This is a genomic window from Lentzea sp. NPDC003310, assembly GCF_040610935.1.
GTDB lineage: Bacteria > Actinomycetota > Actinomycetes > Mycobacteriales > Pseudonocardiaceae > Lentzea.
Genome location: NZ_JBEXNC010000002.1, coordinates 389,530 through 405,460, shown reverse-complemented (window position 1 = coordinate 405,460; position 15,931 = coordinate 389,530). Strand labels below are relative to the sequence as shown.

Genomic DNA, 15,931 nt, shown 5'->3' with positions numbered 1-15,931 from the left:
CACACGGCTACAGACATACGTCTCATTTAGCTAACAGCCACTCAGACGGCCTAAGATCACAAAGGGCCACCTGCACAAACAGGTGACCCTTTGTGATTTTTATGGCCTATGTGTATCTAGGAGCAGCGAGCGAGCACGATCTCGCGCACGCGGGCCGCGTCGGCCTGCCCCTTGGTCGCCTTCATGACCGCTCCCACGATGGCGCCGGCCGCCTGGACCTTGCCGTCGCGGATCTTCTGCGCGACGTCCGGCTGGGCCGCGAGGGCCTCGTCGACCGCCTTCTCCAGCGCCGAGTCGTCCGAGACGACCTTGAGGCCGCGCTTCTCGACGACCTCGTCCGGGTCGCCCTCGCCCTCGAGGACGCCGTTGACGGCCTCGCGGGCGAGCTTGTTCGTCAGGGCGCCGGAGTTCACCAGCTCGATCACGCGGGCCACCTGGACCGGCGTGATCGCGAGGCCGGACAGCTCGACGCCGCGGGTGTTGGCCTGCTGCGCGAGGTACGACACCCACCAGGAGCGGGCCTCGTCCGGCTTCGCGCCGGCGACGACGGTGGCCTCGATGAGGTCGAGGGCGCCGGCGTTGACGAGGTCGCGGAGGACCTCGTCGGTGAGGTTCCAGTCCTTCTGGATGCGCGCGCGGCGCTCCCAGGGCAGCTCGGGCAGCGTGCCGCGGAGCTCCTCGACCCACTCGCGCGACGGCGCGATCGGGACCAGGTCGGGCTCCGGGAAGTAGCGGTAGTCCTCCGCCGTCTCCTTCTTGCGGCCCGGCGACGTGCTGCCCGACGACTCGTCGAAGTGACGGGTCTCCTGGGTGACCTCGCCGCCCGACTCGAGCACGGCGGCCTGGCGCGTCATCTCGAAGCGGACGGCGCGTTCGACGCTGCGCAGCGAGTTGACGTTCTTCGTCTCCGTGCGGGTGCCCAGGGCGCCGGTGGTCTTCGGCGACAGGGACACGTTGGCGTCGCAGCGCAGCGAGCCCTGGTCCATGCGGACGTCGGACACGTCGAGCGCCTTGAGCAGGTCCCTCAGCGCCGTGACGTACGCACGAGCGACCTCGGGGGCGCGCTCCTTGGTGCCCGGGATCATCTTCGTGACGATCTCGATCAGCGGCACGCCGGCGCGGTTGTAGTCGAGCAGCGAGTGCTCGGCGCCGTGGATGCGACCGGTCGCGCCGCCGACGTGCAGCGACTTGCCCGTGTCCTCCTCCATGTGCGCGCGCTCGATCTCGACGCGGATGACCTCGCCGTCGTCCAGCGTCACGTCGAGCCAGCCGTTGAACGCGATCGGCTCGTCGTACTGCGACGTCTGGAAGTTCTTCGGCATGTCCGGGTAGAAGTAGTTCTTCCGGGCGAACCGGCACCACTCGGCGATCTCGCAGTTCAGCGCGAGGCCGATGCGGATCGCGGACTCGACGGCCTTGCCGTTCACCACCGGCAGCGAGCCCGGGAGACCCAGGCACGTCGGACAGGTGTGCGTGTTCGGCTCGCCGCCGAACTCGTTGGCGCAGCCGCAGAACATCTTCGTGTTGGTGTGCAGCTCGACGTGCACTTCCAGGCCCAGGACGGGGTCGTACTTCTCGATGACCTCGTCGTAGTCCATCAGCTCAACCAGGGAGGTCATGCCAACTCGTCCTTCCGCAGAGCACGCGCGGCCAGAGCCGCACCGGTGATCGCCACGACGAAGCTCGCGATCGCGTTGGCCAGTGCGAGCTTGTCCTTCTTCTCCCGGGCGACCTTCAGGCCGGAGAACGCTCCCACGGCTCCGACGACGGCGCCGGCGAGGCCGAAGAGACCCCGTGCCTTCTTGATGTTCACAGCGACGGCCCTCCAAACGCGCCACGCGCCGCCTCGTACGCCGCGGCGACGCGGTACATGCGGTGGTCCTGCAGTGCGGGAGCCATGATCTGCAGGCCGACCGGCAGACCGTCCTCATCGGACAGACCGCTCGGCACGCTCATGGCCGGGGTGCCCGCGAGGTTCGCGGGGATGGTGCAGAGGTCGGCCTTGTACATGGCCATCGGGTCGTTCGCGCGCTCGCCGATCTTGAACGCCGTGGTGGGCGTGGTCGGGGAGATGAGCACGTCGAAGTTCTCGAACGCCTTCGCGAAGTCCTGCGTGATCAGCGTGCGGACCTTCTGGGCCGAGCCGTAGTACGCGTCGTAGTAACCGGACGACAGCGCGTACGTGCCGATCATGATGCGGCGCTTGACCTCCGGGCCGAAGCCGGCCTCACGGGTCAGCGACATGACCTCCTCGGTGCTGCGCGTGCCGTCGTCGCCGACGCGCAGGCCGTAGCGCATGGCGTCGAACCGGGCGAGGTTCGACGAGCACTCGCTCGGCGCGATGAGGTAGTACGCCGGGAGCGCGTAGTCGAAGCTCGGGCACGACACGTCCGCGATCTCCGCGCCGAGCTCCTTGAGCTGCGACACGGCGGCCTCGAAGCTGCGCAGCACGCCCTGCTGGTAGCCCTCGCCGCTGAACTGTGTGACGACGCCGATGCGCAGGCCGGACAGGTCACCGCTCAGGCCCTCGCGGGCGGCGGCGACGACGGGCGGCACGGGCGCGTTGATGGACGTGGAGTCCATGTGGTCGTAGCCCGCGATGACCTCGTGCAGCAGCGCGGCGTCGAGCACCGTGCGCGCACACGGACCGGCCTGGTCCAACGAGCTGGAGAACGCGACCAGGCCGTAGCGCGACACACCGCCGTAGGTGGGCTTCACGCCGACGGTGCCGGTGACCGCGCCGGGCTGGCGGATCGAGCCACCGGTGTCGGTGCCGATCGCGAGCGGGGCCTGCAGGGCGGCGAGCGCGGCGGACGAACCACCGCCGGAGCCGCCGGGGATGCGGTCGAGGTCCCACGGGTTGTGCGTGGGGCCGTACGCGGAGTTCTCGGTGGACGAGCCCATGGCGAACTCGTCCATGTTCGTCTTGCCGAGGATGACGACGCCGGCTTCCTTGAGCTTGCGCGTCACCGTCGCGTCGTAGGGCGGCAGCCAGCCTTCGAGGATCTTGGAACCGACGGTGGTCGGCACGCCCTCGGTGGTCATGACGTCCTTGAGCGCCAGCGGCACACCGGCGAGCGGCGAGACCTGCTCACCGGCCTTGACGGCCTCGTCGACCCTGCGGGCCTGCGCGAGCGCGCCCTCGGTGTCGACGTGCAGGAAGGCGTGGACCTTCCCGTCGGTCTCGGCGATGCGGTCCAGGTGGGCCTGCGTGACCTCGACCGAGGAGACCTCACCGCTGTGGATCTTCGCGGCCAGGTCGGCCGCGGTGGCGTGGATCAGGTCGTTGGTCATGCTTCCTCACCCAGGATGCGGGGCACGCGGAACCGGCCGTCCTCGGCCTCAGGAGCGCCGGAGAGCGCCTGCTGCTGACCGAGGCTCGGACGGACCACGTCCTCGCGGAAGACGTTGGTCAGCGGAACGGCGTGCGACGTCGGCGGGATGTCGGCCGTGGCGATGTCGCCAACGGAAGCCACCGACTGGAGGATCACGTCGAGCTGGCCGGCGAACAAGTCGAGCTCGTCCTCGGACACAGCCAGCCTGGCGAGCTTCGCCAGGTGCGCGACCTCGTCGCGGGAGATGCTGGGCACTCCTGTCAACCCCCGTAGGGTCGGGATACGGATCGGGAACCCCGTGAGTCTATGGGCTGGTCAGACACGCCTTCGAACCGGTTACCGCGTCTACCGTTGACTGGCACGTCAACTTAACCGTTCCGCAACGCGGACAGCAGGTCATGCGTTGACGATGCGTCTGCGAGAATCACCGACCGGCAACGGCGCGAGACGCGGGGTCTCTCGCACGAGCTATGGAGGCGTTCACCTTGTCGTTCCTGATCCGGGTCCAGCTCCCGGACCGTCCCGGCACCCTCGGCGCGGTCGCTTCGGCATTGGGCGAGATCGGGGCGGACATACTCTCCGTGGACGTGGTGGAACGCGGTTCCGGCCTCGCCATCGACGACCTCGTGGTGGAGCTCCCGTCGGGCCGCCTGCCGGACACGCTGATCACCGCCGCCGAGTCCATCGAGGGCGTCGAGGTCGACGCCGTGCGCCCGTACGCGGGCATCCTGGACACGCACCGCGAGCTGGAGCTGGTCGAGGAGATCGCCGAGGAGCCCAAGAAGGGCCTCGAGATCTTCACCGAGGGCGTCCCGAAGATCATCCGGGCCGGCTGGGCCGTCGTGGTCGGCCCGAACGGCACCGGCATCCACCGGCTGACCGCGTCGTCCGCCGCCCCGGAGACCCGCATGCTGGACGTGCCGTGGTTCCCGCTGGAGCGCGCGACCGTGCTCGACGGTGAGGACGAGTGGGTGCCCGAGACGTGGCGCGAGCTGGGCACCGAGCTGGCCGCGACGCCGCTCGGCAAGCCGGACCGCGTGCTCGTGGTGGGGCGTCCCGGCGGGCCGATGTTCCGCGCGGCCGAGGTGGCGCGGCTGGCGCACCTGGCGGGCATCGTCGCGGTGGTGCTCCCCGACTAGCTCGGGGCGCGTTCGTAACGAAACAGGCTGCCTGTGCGTCCGATGACGCACAGGAGGTCGCTCGCACCCCGCTTCCCGGGTTCCATCGCGTCAACCGCGAACCCGAGGGACTTCGAACGCATGAACAACGACGACCACAGCTTCAACGTCGGTGGCGACTTCTCCCTAGAGGGGTCGAACTTCGCAGGTCGCGACCAGCACTTTGGTGATCACGTCGGCGGCGACAAGATCGGCGGCGACAAGGTCACGAACACCAAGGTCCGCCTGGGAGTCGGCTTCCTGGCGCTCCTGCTGGTCGGTGGCGGCGGCTACGTGATCAGCAGGCAGCTGGACTCGTCCCCCACCGACGTCGTGCGCGAGGCGGGCCTCGACGGCGCGGTGAAGACCGTCGCGGCGATCAAGCAGGCCGAGGCCGACCTGAACGCGACCGACTGGTGCCTGCTCGCCTCCGCCGGCTCCGGCGACACCTGCCGCGACATGATCGCGTCCGCGTTCACCGCGAACCCGCAGCTGCGCGGCGAGATCGCGGACGTGGGGATCGGCGCGGTCAGCGGCTCCAACAACGCCGCGGAGGTGGACGTGTCGTTCCGCGGGGCCAAGGTGGGCGTGGTGCCGATGCGGTGGGACGGCGAGCGGTGGGAGGTCGCGCCGGCCGCCTACCTCCTGGCGGTCAACAACGGCGGGCTCGCGATGACGGCCGTGTTGAACGCGCATCAGTGCGGGGCGATCCTCGGCACGACCACGGGGTGCAAGAGGTGAGCGCCGGTCGTCCGGCACGAACACCGGCGCCGCGAACCGCTGTCCTCGACGTCTACCGAGGACGAGCTCGTCATCGGGGCGCCTTGGACCTCTGGTTCCGCTTCGCGTAGGCGACCAGCTCGACGTTGTTCTTCGCGAGCTGTCCGTCAGGCCTTCGGAGCGTGTCCTCCAGGCCCATGCGCACACCGTGTTCGAGCCTCGCGGCGTAGGTGAAGACCGGCCAGGCCTCGGCGTCCTTGCCGTGCAGCAGCACGGGCAGCCCGAGCGGTTCCACCGCGGCGAGCACGCTCTCGGCGTTCTCCCGCGTCGCCGCGACGGTGACCCGGCTGACGCCCGGCGGCAGGTCCGTCAGGTCTGTCGGGGCCGCTAAGACCAGTTCGACCTGGACGTTGACGCGGTGCAGGGCCTGGGCGAGGTCGCGCCAGGCCGGGTCGGCGACGTGGACGCTCGCGATGTCCGGACGGCCCGCCGCGAGCGGTGCCCAGCTGCCGATGAGCGCGGTGCGGTTGCCGGGCACGGCGGTGGACACGCTGATCTCGATGCCCGGCACGGCGGCGCGGACCGTGGCGATGGTCGTGGCCACCTCGGAGCCGACGAGGGTGGGGGCGCCGATGACGTCCCTCGGGTGGATGTGCACGGACGTGACGCCGAGTGCGGCGACGTCGGCCGCGTCCTCCGCCAGGCGCTCGGGGGACAACGGCAGGGCCGGGTGCTCCTCGGCTGTGCGGGAGCCGTTCAGACAGGCTTGCAGCACACCTCATACGGTCCCACACAATGCCGCGCACGGCGTTGCTCCAAGGGCTAGCTTGGAGTCATGCGAGTGGCTCTGGTGCTGGCTCAGGGGAACGACCTGGCGATCGGCGACCTGGCGTTGGGGCTGGGTGGGCTGGTCGCGGTGGTGGCGGTCATCGTGGTGGCGTTGCGGCGCAAGCGCTGAAGTTCTGCGGGATTCGCGAACTCACCCCAGAATCTGCCGTGATCGCCCCACTCCCTGGAGGTATGAAGATCATGGCCGTCACCGTGAACCTCGACTCGCTCCTCGACAAGGCTTACGAGGACAAGCCGCTCACCGACATCCTGGACGCGCCGGTCGACGCGCTGCAGGGCGTGAGCCCCGGCGACGCGGAGAAGCTGAAGGCCGCGTTCAACATCAAGACCGTGCGGGACCTGGGCACCAACAAGTACTTCCGCGCGGCCGTGACGTTGCTGGACCTCGAGACGACGGCTCGTTAGAGCTCCTGGCGGTAGAAGACGAACGGCTTGCGCTCCGCGATCCGGTCGTAGAGCCGCTGAGCCGTCTCGTTCTGCTCGTTGGTGTGCCAGTAGACGCGGCAGCAGTCCTGCTGTCGCGCCCAGTCCGCCACCGCCTCGATGAGCGCGCGGCCGACGCCCCGGCCGCGCGCCTCGGGGGCCGTGAAGAGGTCCTGCAGGTAGCAGACGTCCTGGCTGGTCGTGCTGGGGTGCTTGAGGAAGTGCACGATGCCGACGACCTCGCCGCCGGCGCGGGCGCACAGGGCGTGGATCGTGTCGTCCGCGAGGAACGCCTTCCACTTCTCGTCGTAGGTCTCCGGTGGCAACGTGCGTTCGTAGAAGGTGTTGTAGCCCTCGAAGAGCTGCTGCCAGGCGGCTCGGTCCGCCGGGTGGAGTGGGCCGATCGCGATCATGTTGATCCTTTCTGTGGTCACCCGGTTGGATGACCCCCGTGTCGACGACCCTCACCACCGAGTTGCTGCTGCACCGCGCGGGCACCAAGTCGTACTGGCGCGGCCTGACCTACCGCGAGGCGGTGCTGTCCCTGCGGGTGCACAGCCGCCACGTGGCAGCGCGGGTGCGGGGCGGTGACGAGGACGCCTACGTGGTGGAACTGTCCTGGTCGGGGGCGCAACTGGTGGGTTCGTGCAGTTGTCCGCACGGGGCCGAGGGGTTCTTCTGCAAGCACTGCGTGGCCGTCGGGCTGGTGCTGCTGGACCGCGGTGAGACGGTGCCGCCGCCGGACGCCGAGGACGTGGAGCTCAAGGACGTGCTGAGATCGCTGCCGCCCGAGACGTTGCGGGAGCTGCTGTACGAGCAGGCCGCCGGCGATCTCAAGCTGCGGGCGCGGATCATCTCAGCACTCTGACGGCTGCTGCGTCTCCGGCAGCAGCGCGCAGTGCTTGTAGTAGCCCAGCGCGACGTCGGCGAGCACCCACCCGTCGCCCGACCTGGTGAATGTGAGCAGGTGGGGCAGGCCGTAGCTGGTGGTCGGCGCCGTGCCCGGCACGGAGTAGTGCATCTCGGCGCCCTCGTGCACGCTCGCCACGACGGTCCGGCCGGTCCGGCCGACCTCGAACCACTCGGCTCTCACCGTCACCGCCGCCGCCCGGTAGAGGACGACCGCCTTCGCCCTGGCCGCGGCGATCTTCGCCTCGTGCACGGCCAGTTTCGCGGCGAGCTCCGGGGTGACCGGGACGCCGAAGCCCGGCGTCTGCGGACCGTTGACCACCTTCTGCGCCCTGTTGTGCAGGTAGCGCTGGGCGATCGCGAGGAGCTCGCCCTGGTCGGACTCGGCCAGGGCGACCGGTGCGGCCGGCAGGGCCGAGGCGCTCGTCAGCCCCGCGGTCACGAGCAGCACAGCGGTCGTTCTCACGCCCGAACCCCCATCCGTCGACGACTACCTCGTTGACGTCCGTCGGCCGTGGCGGTTGCGCGGTCCGGCCGCTCAGACCGGTAAGCCGTACGCGTAGGCCACCAGCTTGAAGCCCGGTAACGGCGACCAGTCGCGGTCCGGCAGGCGCGTGAACCCCATCCGCTCGTACAACCGGTGCGCCGCCAGCATCTTCTCCGACGACGACAGCACGACGTGCGTCGCGCCGGCCTCGCGCGCCTTGTCGATCACCGCGCGGACCAGGGTCTCGCCGACGCCGCGACCGCGGGCCGCCGCCGTCACCGCCAGCATGCGGAACTCCAGCTCGCCCGGCCGCGAGATCTCCGCGTAGGGCGTGCCGGGGCGCACCACCGTGACCGAGCCCAGGACCGTGCCGGACTCGTCCTGCGCGACGAGCAGCTCGGCGTCGCGGAAGCGGGACTCCGAGTCGGCGAGCACCTTCGCGTAGTCGTCGTGGTCGCCCACGAAACCGTCCTCGCGGTACGCCTCGACCGTCACCGCGCCGATCACCGGCAGGTCGGCCTCGGTGGCCGGACGGATGATCAGGTCAGCCATCTGCACCTTCTTCCACGGGAAGAGCGACCTCCCTCGCCGCATCCGGGCCCTGCTCCAGCAGGACGCGGAAGCCCGCCTCGTCGAGGACCGGGACCTTCAGCGAGACGGCCTTGTCGTACTTGGATCCTGGCGAGTCGCCGACCACCACGAAAGCCGTTTTCTTGGACACCGACCCCGCCGCCTTGCCGCCGCGGGCGAGGATCGACTCCTTGGCCGAGTCGCGCGAGAAGTCCGTGAGCGAGCCGGTGACCACGATGGACAGGCCCTCGAGGTTGCGCGCGATGGACTCGTCGCGCTCGTCCTCCATCCGCACGCCCGCGGCCCGCCAGCGCTCGACGACGCCTTGGCGCCACTCGGTCTCCCGCCACTCGACGACGGCGGTCGCGATGGTCTGGCCGACGCCCTCGGCACCCGCCAGCGCCTCCTCCTCCGCCTCGAGGATCGCGTCCATCGAGCCGAACTGCTGCGCCAGCGCGCGGGCGGCCGTCGGGCCGACGTGGCGGATCGACAGCGCGACCAGCACCCTCCACAGAGGACGCTCCTTGGCCGCCTCCAGGTTGTCGATCAGCTTCAGCGCGTTCGTCGACAGCTCGCCTTTCACCGTCATGAAGCGCTCGACCTGCCGCAACGCGTCCGCGTCGAGGTCGAACAGGTCGGCCTCGTTCGTGTAGATCGTGGACTCGGTGATCGCCGCCGCGGCCTCGTAGCCGAGCACCTCGATGTCGAGCGCGGCCCGGGAAGCCAGGTACGCCAGGCGTTCGCGCAGCTGACCGGGGCACGTCTCCGCGTTGGGGCAGCGGATGTCGACGTCGCCCTCCTTCATCGGGCGCAGCACGGAGTTGCACTCGGGACAGCGGGTCGGCATCTCGAACTCGCGCGCGTCGGCCGGCCGCGCGGCCAGCACCGGCCCGAGGACCTCGGGGATCACGTCGCCCGCCTTGCGGATGACGATGCGGTCGCCGATCAGCACACCCTTGCGCTTGACCTCCGACCCGTTGTGCAGCGTGGCGCGCGCGACCGTCGAGCCGGCCACCTTCACCGGTTCCATCACCGCGAACGGCGTCACCCGGCCCGTGCGGCCCACCTGCACCTGGATGTCGAGCAGCGTGGTGGTGGCCTCCTCCGGCGGGTACTTGTACGCGATCGCCCACCTCGGGGCGCGCGACGTGGTGCCCAGGCGCCGCTGCAGCGCCACCTCGTCGACCTTGACCACCAGACCGTCGATCTCGTGCACGGCGTCGTGCCGGTGCTCGCCCCAGTACTCGACCTTCTTGCGCACGTCGGCCGGGTCGGTGAGCACCTCGGTGTGCGTGGAGACCGGCAGGCCCCACGACTTGAGCGCCTCGTAGGCGAGTGACTGGCGCGCGACCTCGAAGCCCTCGGTCTTGCCGATGCCGTGGCAGATCATCCGCAGCTTGCGCGAGGCGGTGACCTTCGGGTCCTTCTGCCGCAGCGACCCCGCCGCGGTGTTGCGCGGGTTCGCGAACGGCGGCTTGCCCTGCTCGACCAGCGAGGCGTTGAGCGCCAGGAAGTCGTCCACCGCGAAGAAGACCTCGCCGCGCACCTCCACCAGGTCCGGCACCGGGAACTCGGCGGAGCCCTCCAGCACCACCGGGACGTCCCTGATGGTGCGGACGTTCAGCGTCACGTCCTCGCCCGTGCGGCCGTCACCCCTGGTGAGCGCCCGCGTCAGCTTGCCCTTCTCGTAGAGCAGGTTGATCGCGAGACCGTCGATCTTCAGCTCGCACAGGAAGTGCGTGCCCTCGCCGATCTCCTTCTGGACGCGCTCGAACCAGCCCGTCAGCTCGTCCTGGGCGAAGACGTTGTCCAGGCTGAGCATGCGCTCCAGGTGGTCGACCGCCTTGAACTCGGTCGAGAAGGTGCCGCCGACGAGCTGCGTCGGCGACTCCGGCGTGGCGAGACCGGGGTGCTCGGCCTCCATCGCCTCCAGCTGCTTGAGCAACGCGTCGAACTCACCATCGGTGACGATCGGGTCGTCCAGCACGTAGTAGCGGAACTGGTGCGAGCGCACCTCTTCCGCGAGCACGGCATGCCGCTCGCGCACCTCGGCGGGGACGTCTTCAAGGCTCTCGCTGGTCACGTCCGACAGCTTAGTGACCAGGTCCGACAGTTTTCAGCGCTCGGCCTGCCCGGCGAGCTCGCGCACCAGCGTCCGCAGCTCCAGCAGGCTGATCGTGCCCTGCGGTTCGAGCTCCGCGGTCTCCACGCGCCGCAGCCGCTCCCCCGCCAGCCGCTCGCCGAGAGTGACGTCCAGCGGCAGGAACGTCATGGTCTGGCGGCGTTCCTCGCTCAGGTCCGCGAGCGCCGGGTGGTAGACCGCGACGTCGACGACGTCACCGTCCACCTGGGCCACCACGCGGTAGTCGCCGAGCCGCACCTTCACCTGGCCGAGGTTCACGACCACCTCGGTCGGGTCGGGCACCGGCGGCACCGAGTCGTGGAACTCCCAGACCATGTCCGACGGCGGCGCGGCGTCGATCCACGCGTCGGTGTACGGGCGCAGCCGCGGGTCCTCCTGACCCGTGACCACCAGCGCGTACATGGCCATGTGGCCCTGTTCGAGGGAGAACACGAGATCGGGGTGCAGCGAGCTCACCAGGTCCCGCAGGTCGTCCTCGACGCGGTGCGGCTCGCCGTCGCCGAGCGCCGCGCTGACCACCGGTACCAGCTCGAACCACCGTTCCCAGAAGCGCTGCGCGGCCTCCTCGGCGTTCGGCAGGTGGGCCGGGGCGACGTCTTCCGGGGTGCGGCGGCGGAACCACTTCATGATGTTCAAGAGTAGAGCTTTCGTCCCTCGGCCAGCATTTCCACGAACTGCGCGATGCGCTTCTGCCGGGTCTCCGGCCTTTTCGCGTCGTGGATCCGCAGCAGCACGGCGTACCTGTTCTGGCTGTTGAGCGTCTTGAAGAACTCGGCGGCCTGGGGATTGGCGGCCAGCGCCGCGGTGAGGTCGTCCGGCACCTCGATCGTGGCCGGACCGGCGTAGGCCGCGTCCCACCGCCCGTCCGCCTTGGCCTTCTCGATCTCCTTCAGCCCGGCCGGCAGCATCTTGCCCGCGGCGATCAGTTCCTCGACCTTGCCGCAGTTGCGCTTGGACCACTTGCTGCGCGCCGTGCGCGGTGTCCAGCGTTGCGAGTAGTAGGTATCGTCCACGGACCGCACGAGCCCATCGATCCACCCGTGGCACAAGGCGACGTCCAGCGCCTCGTCGTAGGTGATCGTCTTGATCCCCTTGCCCTTCTTGGCGTACTTGATCCACAGCTCGGTCTCGCTCGCGCCGTTCTCGTGCAGCCACGCGTCGAACTCCGCGGGACCCTCGAAGACGATCAACGCACCCTCCTCAGGCAGAGCGTCATCTCCTCATAGGGAACACCGAGATCGGCCTCCGCGGGGCAACTTTCCGCGGTTATCCCGACGACCTGCACGTTCGCCCGTGGTGCGGCGCAGTCGAACTTGGACACGACGGACCGTTGCAGGTCCTCGGTGTCGAACTCGAAGCAGTCGCCCTTGGCGGCGTTGGGCAGCAGGCAGAGCGCGGCGTTGTGCCTGGTGTCGCGCAGGACTTTGTAGTCACCGCGCGGGCAACGACCGTTGGTGTCGCCCAGCACGCTGCCGACCTTGAGCGCCGCCTTGGTGCCGGCGCAGTCGACGACGGTGAGTCCCTGGTCGTTCTCGCCCGGTCCGGTGAACTTGACGCAGCTGCCCTTCAAGGCTTGCGAGTAGTCCGTGAGGAACACAGGTCCTGATGCCCTGGGTTCTTCTTCGTCGCTGAAGACCCACCACACGGCGAGATAGGCCACCACGGCAAGTACGCACACCATCACGGTCTGTCTCACGACCACGCCGCGGATTATGGCGCGGGAAACCCGGTGGCGCGCGGCGGCGGTTCCGGCCACAGTGCGGTCATGCTGATCCGGCGGGAGACGCCCGCAGACATCACCGCGATTCGCGACGTGACCGACCTGGCCTTCAAGAACGGCCCCGAGGGTCCGCTGATCGACCAGCTGCGCGCCGACGAGGGCTGGATCCCCGAGTTGTCGCTGGTGGAGGACGGCGTGCGCGGCCATGTCGTGTGCACGCGCGGGTACGTCGGCGACACGCCGGCGCTCGGGCTCGGGCCGATCGCGGTGCACCCGTCGCACCAGCGGGCGGGGATCGGGTCGGCGTTGATGCACGCCGTGCTCGGTGCGGCGGAGGCCCGGGGTGAGCGCGCGGTGATCCTGCTGGGGTCGCCGGACTACTACTCGCGGTTCGGGTTCCGGCTCGCCTCGGAGTTCGAGATCACGCCGCCGGACCCGGCCTGGGGACCGCACTTCCAGGCGCGGTTGTTCGGGGAGGTCGAGCCGGGGCCGTTCCGGTACGCGGAGCCGTTCAACCGGCTTTGACGACCGCACCTTCGGCCGTGCGCGCGTAGATCGTGCCGTCGGGTTGGGCGGACACGGTGTCGATGAAACGCGTCTCGCTCAACGGTTCCCATGTGGTCGTGAGGCGGTGCACGCGGCCGTCGATCAGGGTGTACACGCCGACCGTCCCGTCTGGACGGAGAACTGCCTCGGGCGAGCCCTCGATGGACGGGGCGATCTCGCGCCACGCTCCGGCGGCACTGGCCACGAGCTTGCCGCCGGAGCGGACGTAGACGGTCACGGAGCCGTCGGGCAGGACGAGGGCGGACGGCTTGCCGGTCGCGAAGCCGGCCGGGCTCACCGGAATCGATCCGGACTGGCGGGCCCCCTGGGGGAGCGCGGGCCCCATCCCTATCGTCCCAAGAGGGTCTGACAGTTTCGCGACGCTGCCGTCGGCGAGCACCGCGTACACCTCGACCGTCCCGTCCGGACGGGCCACCGCCTCGGGATCGCCCGCCACGCCCGTGGCCACCGCGCGCCACGCCCCGTCGGCCAGCACCCGGACGTCGCCGCGCACCGTCCGCGCGAACACCAGCCCGCCCGCCACCGAAGGCCGCCCCACGAAGTCGCGTGAGGTGCTCAGGCGCGTGCCGTCGGCGCGGACGTCGCCGTCCTCCACCACGTGCACGACGCCGCCCACGACCTCGGGACCGCCCTGCCAGGCCTGCCGCAGCATCGACTCGGCCCGGTCCACCGAGGCGTCGTACCGCTCCGGGCAGCACGAGCGCTGCACCGCGTCGGCGAGCAGGCCCGCCGTGAGCTCCGGCCGGTCCACCTTCACCGCGTACTCGAAGAACCGCCGCGCCGCGTAGGAGACGTCCATGATCTGCTCGGGTGTCCCCCAGCCCATCGACGGCCGTTGCTGGAACACGCCCAGCGAGTCGCGGTCGCCGCACGACAGGTTGTTCATGTGCGACTCGACCCACCCGGCCTCGAAACCGGCGAGCATCACCTTGTCGCTCACGCGCAGGGAAAGACCAACGGCGTGCACGGTGCGGATGACCTCCGCGTCGTGCACGCCGGGGACTCGGCACCTCACGTCCTGGGGCAGGGCGTGTGCCGTACCGGACATGAGCAGCACGAAGACCAGCGCGAGCCTGAGCACAAGTCCGAATTGGACACCCAGGCCCGCGCCGGCGCCACTCAGGAGTGGGCGATGAGCGAGAAGCCGAGCACGCCGGTCGCCGTGAAGTCGATGGCCGGCTCGGAGCTCGGCCAGGACCGCAGGTCGTCGGCGAACACGGACTTCGCGGAGTTGAACTCGAGCGTGTAGGGCTTGGTGCAGTCGACGGACCCCGCCGGCATGTCACCGAGGTCGCCGAACAGCGAGGCGTCGTTCGGTCCGTTGATCACCGCGCCGACCAGCACCTTCGAGCCGCCGTTGACGGAGCCGGAGAGGTTCGCGGCCTGGTGGTGCGGGCACTCGGGGAACTTCGTGCCGACGCCGACGATGAGCGACGTGCCCCACGCGTTGGTGCCGAGGGCGAAGCCGCGCTGCTGCGTGCCGAAGGTCTGGTACTCCTTCGACCCGGTGAGCTTCTGGTACAGCGCGGCGGTGGTGATGTACCCGAACGTGCGCGAGCCGACGTCCCAGGTCTCGACGTTGGCGGCGGTGCGGAACGGCGAGGTGCGCGCGGCGTCCGCGCCCTTCTGCAGCTGGCGCTTGATGTCGCCGACGACCTGCTGCTCCGTCACCTCGGCGCCGGGGACACCCTTCTTCAGCAACGGGGCGAGGTCGGCGTGGCCGAGGGCGGAGATGTTGTAGACGTTCAACGTGTCCGGGTCGCCCGTGGCCAGGAACTCCTTGGCCCAGTGCGTGGCCGCGCGAGCGAACTGGGTGTACCGCTTGTCGTGCAACGCCTTGGCGGCCAGCGCGAGCTGCGTCGCACCGAACTCCATGTCGTCGGTCCACGACTCCTCGGGGTAGTACGCGTGCGGGAACGCGGTGACGAGCTCGCCGACGTCCGTGGTCTTGGCCAGCGCGAAGAGCTGCGCGGCCTTGTCGAGGTACGAACGCGCGAGGCGCGGGTTCTTGTGCGCCTCGATCTGCGCGGCCAGCGCGAACGACCCGGCCACGCGGCCGACCAGGTTCGGGCTGATCTTCTCGCCGGCGACGTTCGCGCGGAAGACGGGACGGTGCTTGATGAAGTACTCGCTGTCGCCCGGCTTCACGTTCAGCTGGTCGTCGGCTTCGGGCAGGCGCCACACGTCGTGGTCACCGACGAAGCCGAACTCCTCGGAGCCGGTGCCGATGCCGACCTGCGCGTAGAGCGTGCCGGTCTTCTCGTCCCACGCCTTGTCGAGCCACTTGAGGCCGAACTTGGCTTCCTCGTACAGGGCGTCGTTGTGCTTGTTGCGCAACGCCAGCAGCATCGAGGCCGTGGAGTACGACGAGGCGTGCGTGAACTTCACGAAGTCGCCCGCGTCGAACCAGCCGCCCTCGAGGTCGACCTTCGCGCCCGTGGGCTTCAACGGCGCCGCGATCTGGTCGCCACCCTCGCCCGCGAACACCGGCGCCTCGTAGACCAGCGCCTCGCGGTCGGTGAGGTGCGCTGGCTTGCGGTTCAGCCTGCCCGGGATGACGTCGGCGCCGTCGCGCTGCGCCTGGAAGAACTCGACGGTGTTGTGCGCGACCGGCGAGAACAGCTTCTTCAGCGAGTCGACCTGGAACGCCGGGGAGGTCGCGGAGCCGACCTTGATCCGGTACGTGCCCGACTTCGTGAGCTTGGAGAAGTCGATCGGGTGCACGGCGGGGAACTTGTCGCTCCACGACCCCGTCGAGGCACCCGTCCTCCCGGTCAGCACGGTCCTGCCGCGGCTGTCGACGACGGAGAACTTGGTGTTCGCGGCGCCGCCGAGCACGTAGGCGTGCTTCTGCTCGGAGGTGCCGAACCCGACCTGGTCCAGCCGGATCTGCCCGGCCGCGGTCTGGGCCTGGGCTGGCGCCACGACCACCCCGGTGAGCACTGCGGCGACCAGGGCCGCACGTCTGATGCGCATGAGAGGAACTCCCGATCCAGGCCTCGGCGTCCGGCCTTCGGTTAAGAAAGTTTCCTAATAGTTCGCAGCAGACTA

At 69.7% G+C, this 15,931-nt stretch carries 20 protein-coding genes; 6 read left to right on the top strand and 14 right to left on the bottom strand.

Features of this window, described 5'->3' with window-relative positions; translation table 11 throughout:
* Positions 1–116 precede the first annotated feature (116 nt).
* Genes gatB through gatC form a run of 4 tightly spaced genes read right to left on the bottom strand, consistent with a single transcriptional unit; the run spans position 117 to position 3,590 of the window.
* Complete coding sequence (gatB, locus tag ABZX02_RS04495) at positions 117–1,619, bottom strand: Asp-tRNA(Asn)/Glu-tRNA(Gln) amidotransferase subunit GatB (RefSeq protein ID WP_355294735.1); 1,503 nt, start codon at positions 1,617–1,619, stop codon at positions 117–119.
* A complete protein-coding gene (locus ABZX02_RS04490) occupies positions 1,616–1,813 on the bottom strand; it encodes a hypothetical protein (RefSeq protein ID WP_237048299.1) in 198 nt (65 codons plus the stop codon). The genes gatB and ABZX02_RS04490 overlap by 4 nt, the downstream gene beginning before the upstream one ends.
* Complete coding sequence (gatA, locus tag ABZX02_RS04485; protein ID WP_355294733.1) at positions 1,810–3,294, bottom strand: Asp-tRNA(Asn)/Glu-tRNA(Gln) amidotransferase subunit GatA; 1,485 nt, start codon at positions 3,292–3,294, stop codon at positions 1,810–1,812. Before gatA ends, ABZX02_RS04490 begins: the two co-directional genes overlap by 4 nt.
* On the bottom strand, positions 3,291–3,590 hold the full coding sequence (gatC, locus tag ABZX02_RS04480) for an Asp-tRNA(Asn)/Glu-tRNA(Gln) amidotransferase subunit GatC (protein ID WP_189154510.1): 300 nt from the start codon (positions 3,588–3,590) through the stop codon (positions 3,291–3,293). The genes gatA and gatC overlap by 4 nt, the downstream gene beginning before the upstream one ends.
* Before the next feature lie 230 nt (positions 3,591–3,820).
* Here gatC and ABZX02_RS04475 point away from each other — a divergent pair, with 230 nt between their 5' ends.
* Both ABZX02_RS04475 and ABZX02_RS04470 read left to right on the top strand, forming a co-directional pair.
* On the top strand, positions 3,821–4,474 hold the full coding sequence (locus ABZX02_RS04475) for an ACT domain-containing protein (protein WP_355295009.1): 654 nt from the start codon (positions 3,821–3,823) through the stop codon (positions 4,472–4,474).
* Between the two features lie 120 nt (positions 4,475–4,594).
* Entirely contained in the window at positions 4,595–5,233 is a 639-nt protein-coding gene (locus tag ABZX02_RS04470) for a hypothetical protein (protein ID WP_355294730.1), read from the top strand.
* Positions 5,234–5,303: 70 nt separating this feature from the next.
* On the opposite strand, the gene ABZX02_RS04465 is transcribed toward ABZX02_RS04470, so the two are convergent.
* A complete protein-coding gene (locus ABZX02_RS04465) occupies positions 5,304–5,987 on the bottom strand; it encodes a 3-keto-5-aminohexanoate cleavage protein (RefSeq protein WP_355294728.1) in 684 nt (227 codons plus the stop codon).
* A 60-nt stretch (positions 5,988–6,047) separates the two neighbouring features.
* On the opposite strand from ABZX02_RS04465, the gene ABZX02_RS04460 reads away from it, so the two are divergent.
* Entirely contained in the window at positions 6,048–6,170 is a 123-nt protein-coding gene (locus ABZX02_RS04460) for a hypothetical protein (protein WP_355294726.1), read from the top strand.
* A gap of 62 nt (positions 6,171–6,232) precedes the next feature.
* Positions 6,233–6,466: a hypothetical protein gene (locus ABZX02_RS04455; RefSeq protein ID WP_355294724.1), complete on the top strand. Its 234-nt coding sequence runs from the start codon at positions 6,233–6,235 to the stop codon at positions 6,464–6,466.
* Here the strand turns inward: ABZX02_RS04455 and ABZX02_RS04450 are convergent.
* Positions 6,463–6,897, bottom strand: coding sequence for a GNAT family N-acetyltransferase (locus ABZX02_RS04450; protein ID WP_355294722.1), 435 nt, complete (start codon positions 6,895–6,897; stop codon positions 6,463–6,465). The genes ABZX02_RS04455 and ABZX02_RS04450 overlap by 4 nt on opposite strands.
* Before the next feature lie 38 nt (positions 6,898–6,935).
* Between ABZX02_RS04450 and ABZX02_RS04445 the strand changes: the two genes are divergently transcribed.
* Positions 6,936–7,352, top strand: coding sequence for an SWIM zinc finger family protein (locus ABZX02_RS04445; RefSeq protein WP_355294720.1), 417 nt, complete (start codon positions 6,936–6,938; stop codon positions 7,350–7,352).
* On the opposite strand, the gene ABZX02_RS04440 is transcribed toward ABZX02_RS04445, so the two are convergent.
* The 6 genes from ABZX02_RS04440 to ABZX02_RS04415 all read right to left on the bottom strand — a co-directional run bounded on the left by ABZX02_RS04440 (position 7,341) and on the right by ABZX02_RS04415 (position 12,295).
* Positions 7,341–7,859 carry a hypothetical protein gene (locus ABZX02_RS04440; RefSeq protein WP_355294718.1) on the bottom strand — a complete coding sequence of 173 codons (519 nt, stop codon included), beginning with the start codon at positions 7,857–7,859 and terminating at the stop codon, positions 7,341–7,343. The genes ABZX02_RS04445 and ABZX02_RS04440 overlap by 12 nt on opposite strands.
* A gap of 72 nt (positions 7,860–7,931) precedes the next feature.
* Positions 7,932–8,432, bottom strand: coding sequence for a GNAT family N-acetyltransferase (locus ABZX02_RS04435; protein WP_355294716.1), 501 nt, complete (start codon positions 8,430–8,432; stop codon positions 7,932–7,934).
* Entirely contained in the window at positions 8,425–10,542 is a 2,118-nt protein-coding gene (gene ligA, locus ABZX02_RS04430) for an NAD-dependent DNA ligase LigA (RefSeq protein WP_355295007.1), read from the bottom strand. The genes ABZX02_RS04435 and ligA overlap by 8 nt, the downstream gene beginning before the upstream one ends.
* A 24-nt stretch (positions 10,543–10,566) precedes the next feature.
* Entirely contained in the window at positions 10,567–11,220 is a 654-nt protein-coding gene (locus ABZX02_RS04425) for a hypothetical protein (protein WP_355294714.1), read from the bottom strand.
* 5 nt (positions 11,221–11,225) lie between these two features.
* Positions 11,226–11,783, bottom strand: a complete 558-nt coding sequence (locus ABZX02_RS04420) for a YdeI/OmpD-associated family protein (protein ID WP_355294712.1) — start codon at positions 11,781–11,783, stop codon at positions 11,226–11,228.
* Positions 11,780–12,295 carry a hypothetical protein gene (locus tag ABZX02_RS04415; RefSeq protein WP_355294710.1) on the bottom strand — a complete coding sequence of 172 codons (516 nt, stop codon included), beginning with the start codon at positions 12,293–12,295 and terminating at the stop codon, positions 11,780–11,782. Before ABZX02_RS04415 ends, ABZX02_RS04420 begins: the two co-directional genes overlap by 4 nt.
* A 63-nt stretch (positions 12,296–12,358) precedes the next feature.
* Here ABZX02_RS04415 and ABZX02_RS04410 point away from each other — a divergent pair, with 63 nt between their 5' ends.
* On the top strand, positions 12,359–12,838 hold the full coding sequence (locus ABZX02_RS04410) for an N-acetyltransferase (RefSeq protein WP_355294708.1): 480 nt from the start codon (positions 12,359–12,361) through the stop codon (positions 12,836–12,838).
* Here ABZX02_RS04410 and ABZX02_RS04405 read toward each other — a convergent pair.
* Together ABZX02_RS04405 and ABZX02_RS04400 are read right to left on the bottom strand one after the other, a co-directional pair.
* Entirely contained in the window at positions 12,825–13,961 is a 1,137-nt protein-coding gene (locus ABZX02_RS04405; RefSeq protein ID WP_355294706.1) for a hypothetical protein, read from the bottom strand. The two genes, ABZX02_RS04410 and ABZX02_RS04405, sit on opposite strands and share 14 nt — an antisense overlap.
* A gap of 38 nt (positions 13,962–13,999) precedes the next feature.
* Entirely contained in the window at positions 14,000–15,856 is a 1,857-nt protein-coding gene (locus tag ABZX02_RS04400) for a glycoside hydrolase family 9 protein (RefSeq protein WP_355294704.1), read from the bottom strand.
* Positions 15,857–15,931 lie beyond the last annotated feature (75 nt).

Coding starts and splice junctions, on each gene's coding strand:
- gatB (WP_355294735.1), bottom strand. CDS start 1,619: ATGACCTCCCTGGTTGAGCTGATGGACTACGACGAGGTCATCGAGAAG.
- gatA (WP_355294733.1), bottom strand. CDS start 3,294: ATGACCAACGACCTGATCCACGCCACCGCGGCCGACCTGGCCGCGAAG.
- ABZX02_RS04470 (WP_355294730.1), top strand. CDS start 4,595: ATGAACAACGACGACCACAGCTTCAACGTCGGTGGCGACTTCTCCCTA.
- ABZX02_RS04460 (WP_355294726.1), top strand. CDS start 6,048: ATGCGAGTGGCTCTGGTGCTGGCTCAGGGGAACGACCTGGCGATCGGC.
- ABZX02_RS04455 (WP_355294724.1), top strand. CDS start 6,233: ATGAAGATCATGGCCGTCACCGTGAACCTCGACTCGCTCCTCGACAAG.
- ABZX02_RS04450 (WP_355294722.1), bottom strand. CDS start 6,897: ATGATCGCGATCGGCCCACTCCACCCGGCGGACCGAGCCGCCTGGCAG.
- ABZX02_RS04435 (WP_355294716.1), bottom strand. CDS start 8,432: ATGGCTGACCTGATCATCCGTCCGGCCACCGAGGCCGACCTGCCGGTG.
- ABZX02_RS04425 (WP_355294714.1), bottom strand. CDS start 11,220: ATGAAGTGGTTCCGCCGCCGCACCCCGGAAGACGTCGCCCCGGCCCAC.
- ABZX02_RS04410 (WP_355294708.1), top strand. CDS start 12,359: ATGCTGATCCGGCGGGAGACGCCCGCAGACATCACCGCGATTCGCGAC.
- ABZX02_RS04400 (WP_355294704.1), bottom strand. CDS start 15,856: ATGCGCATCAGACGTGCGGCCCTGGTCGCCGCAGTGCTCACCGGGGTG.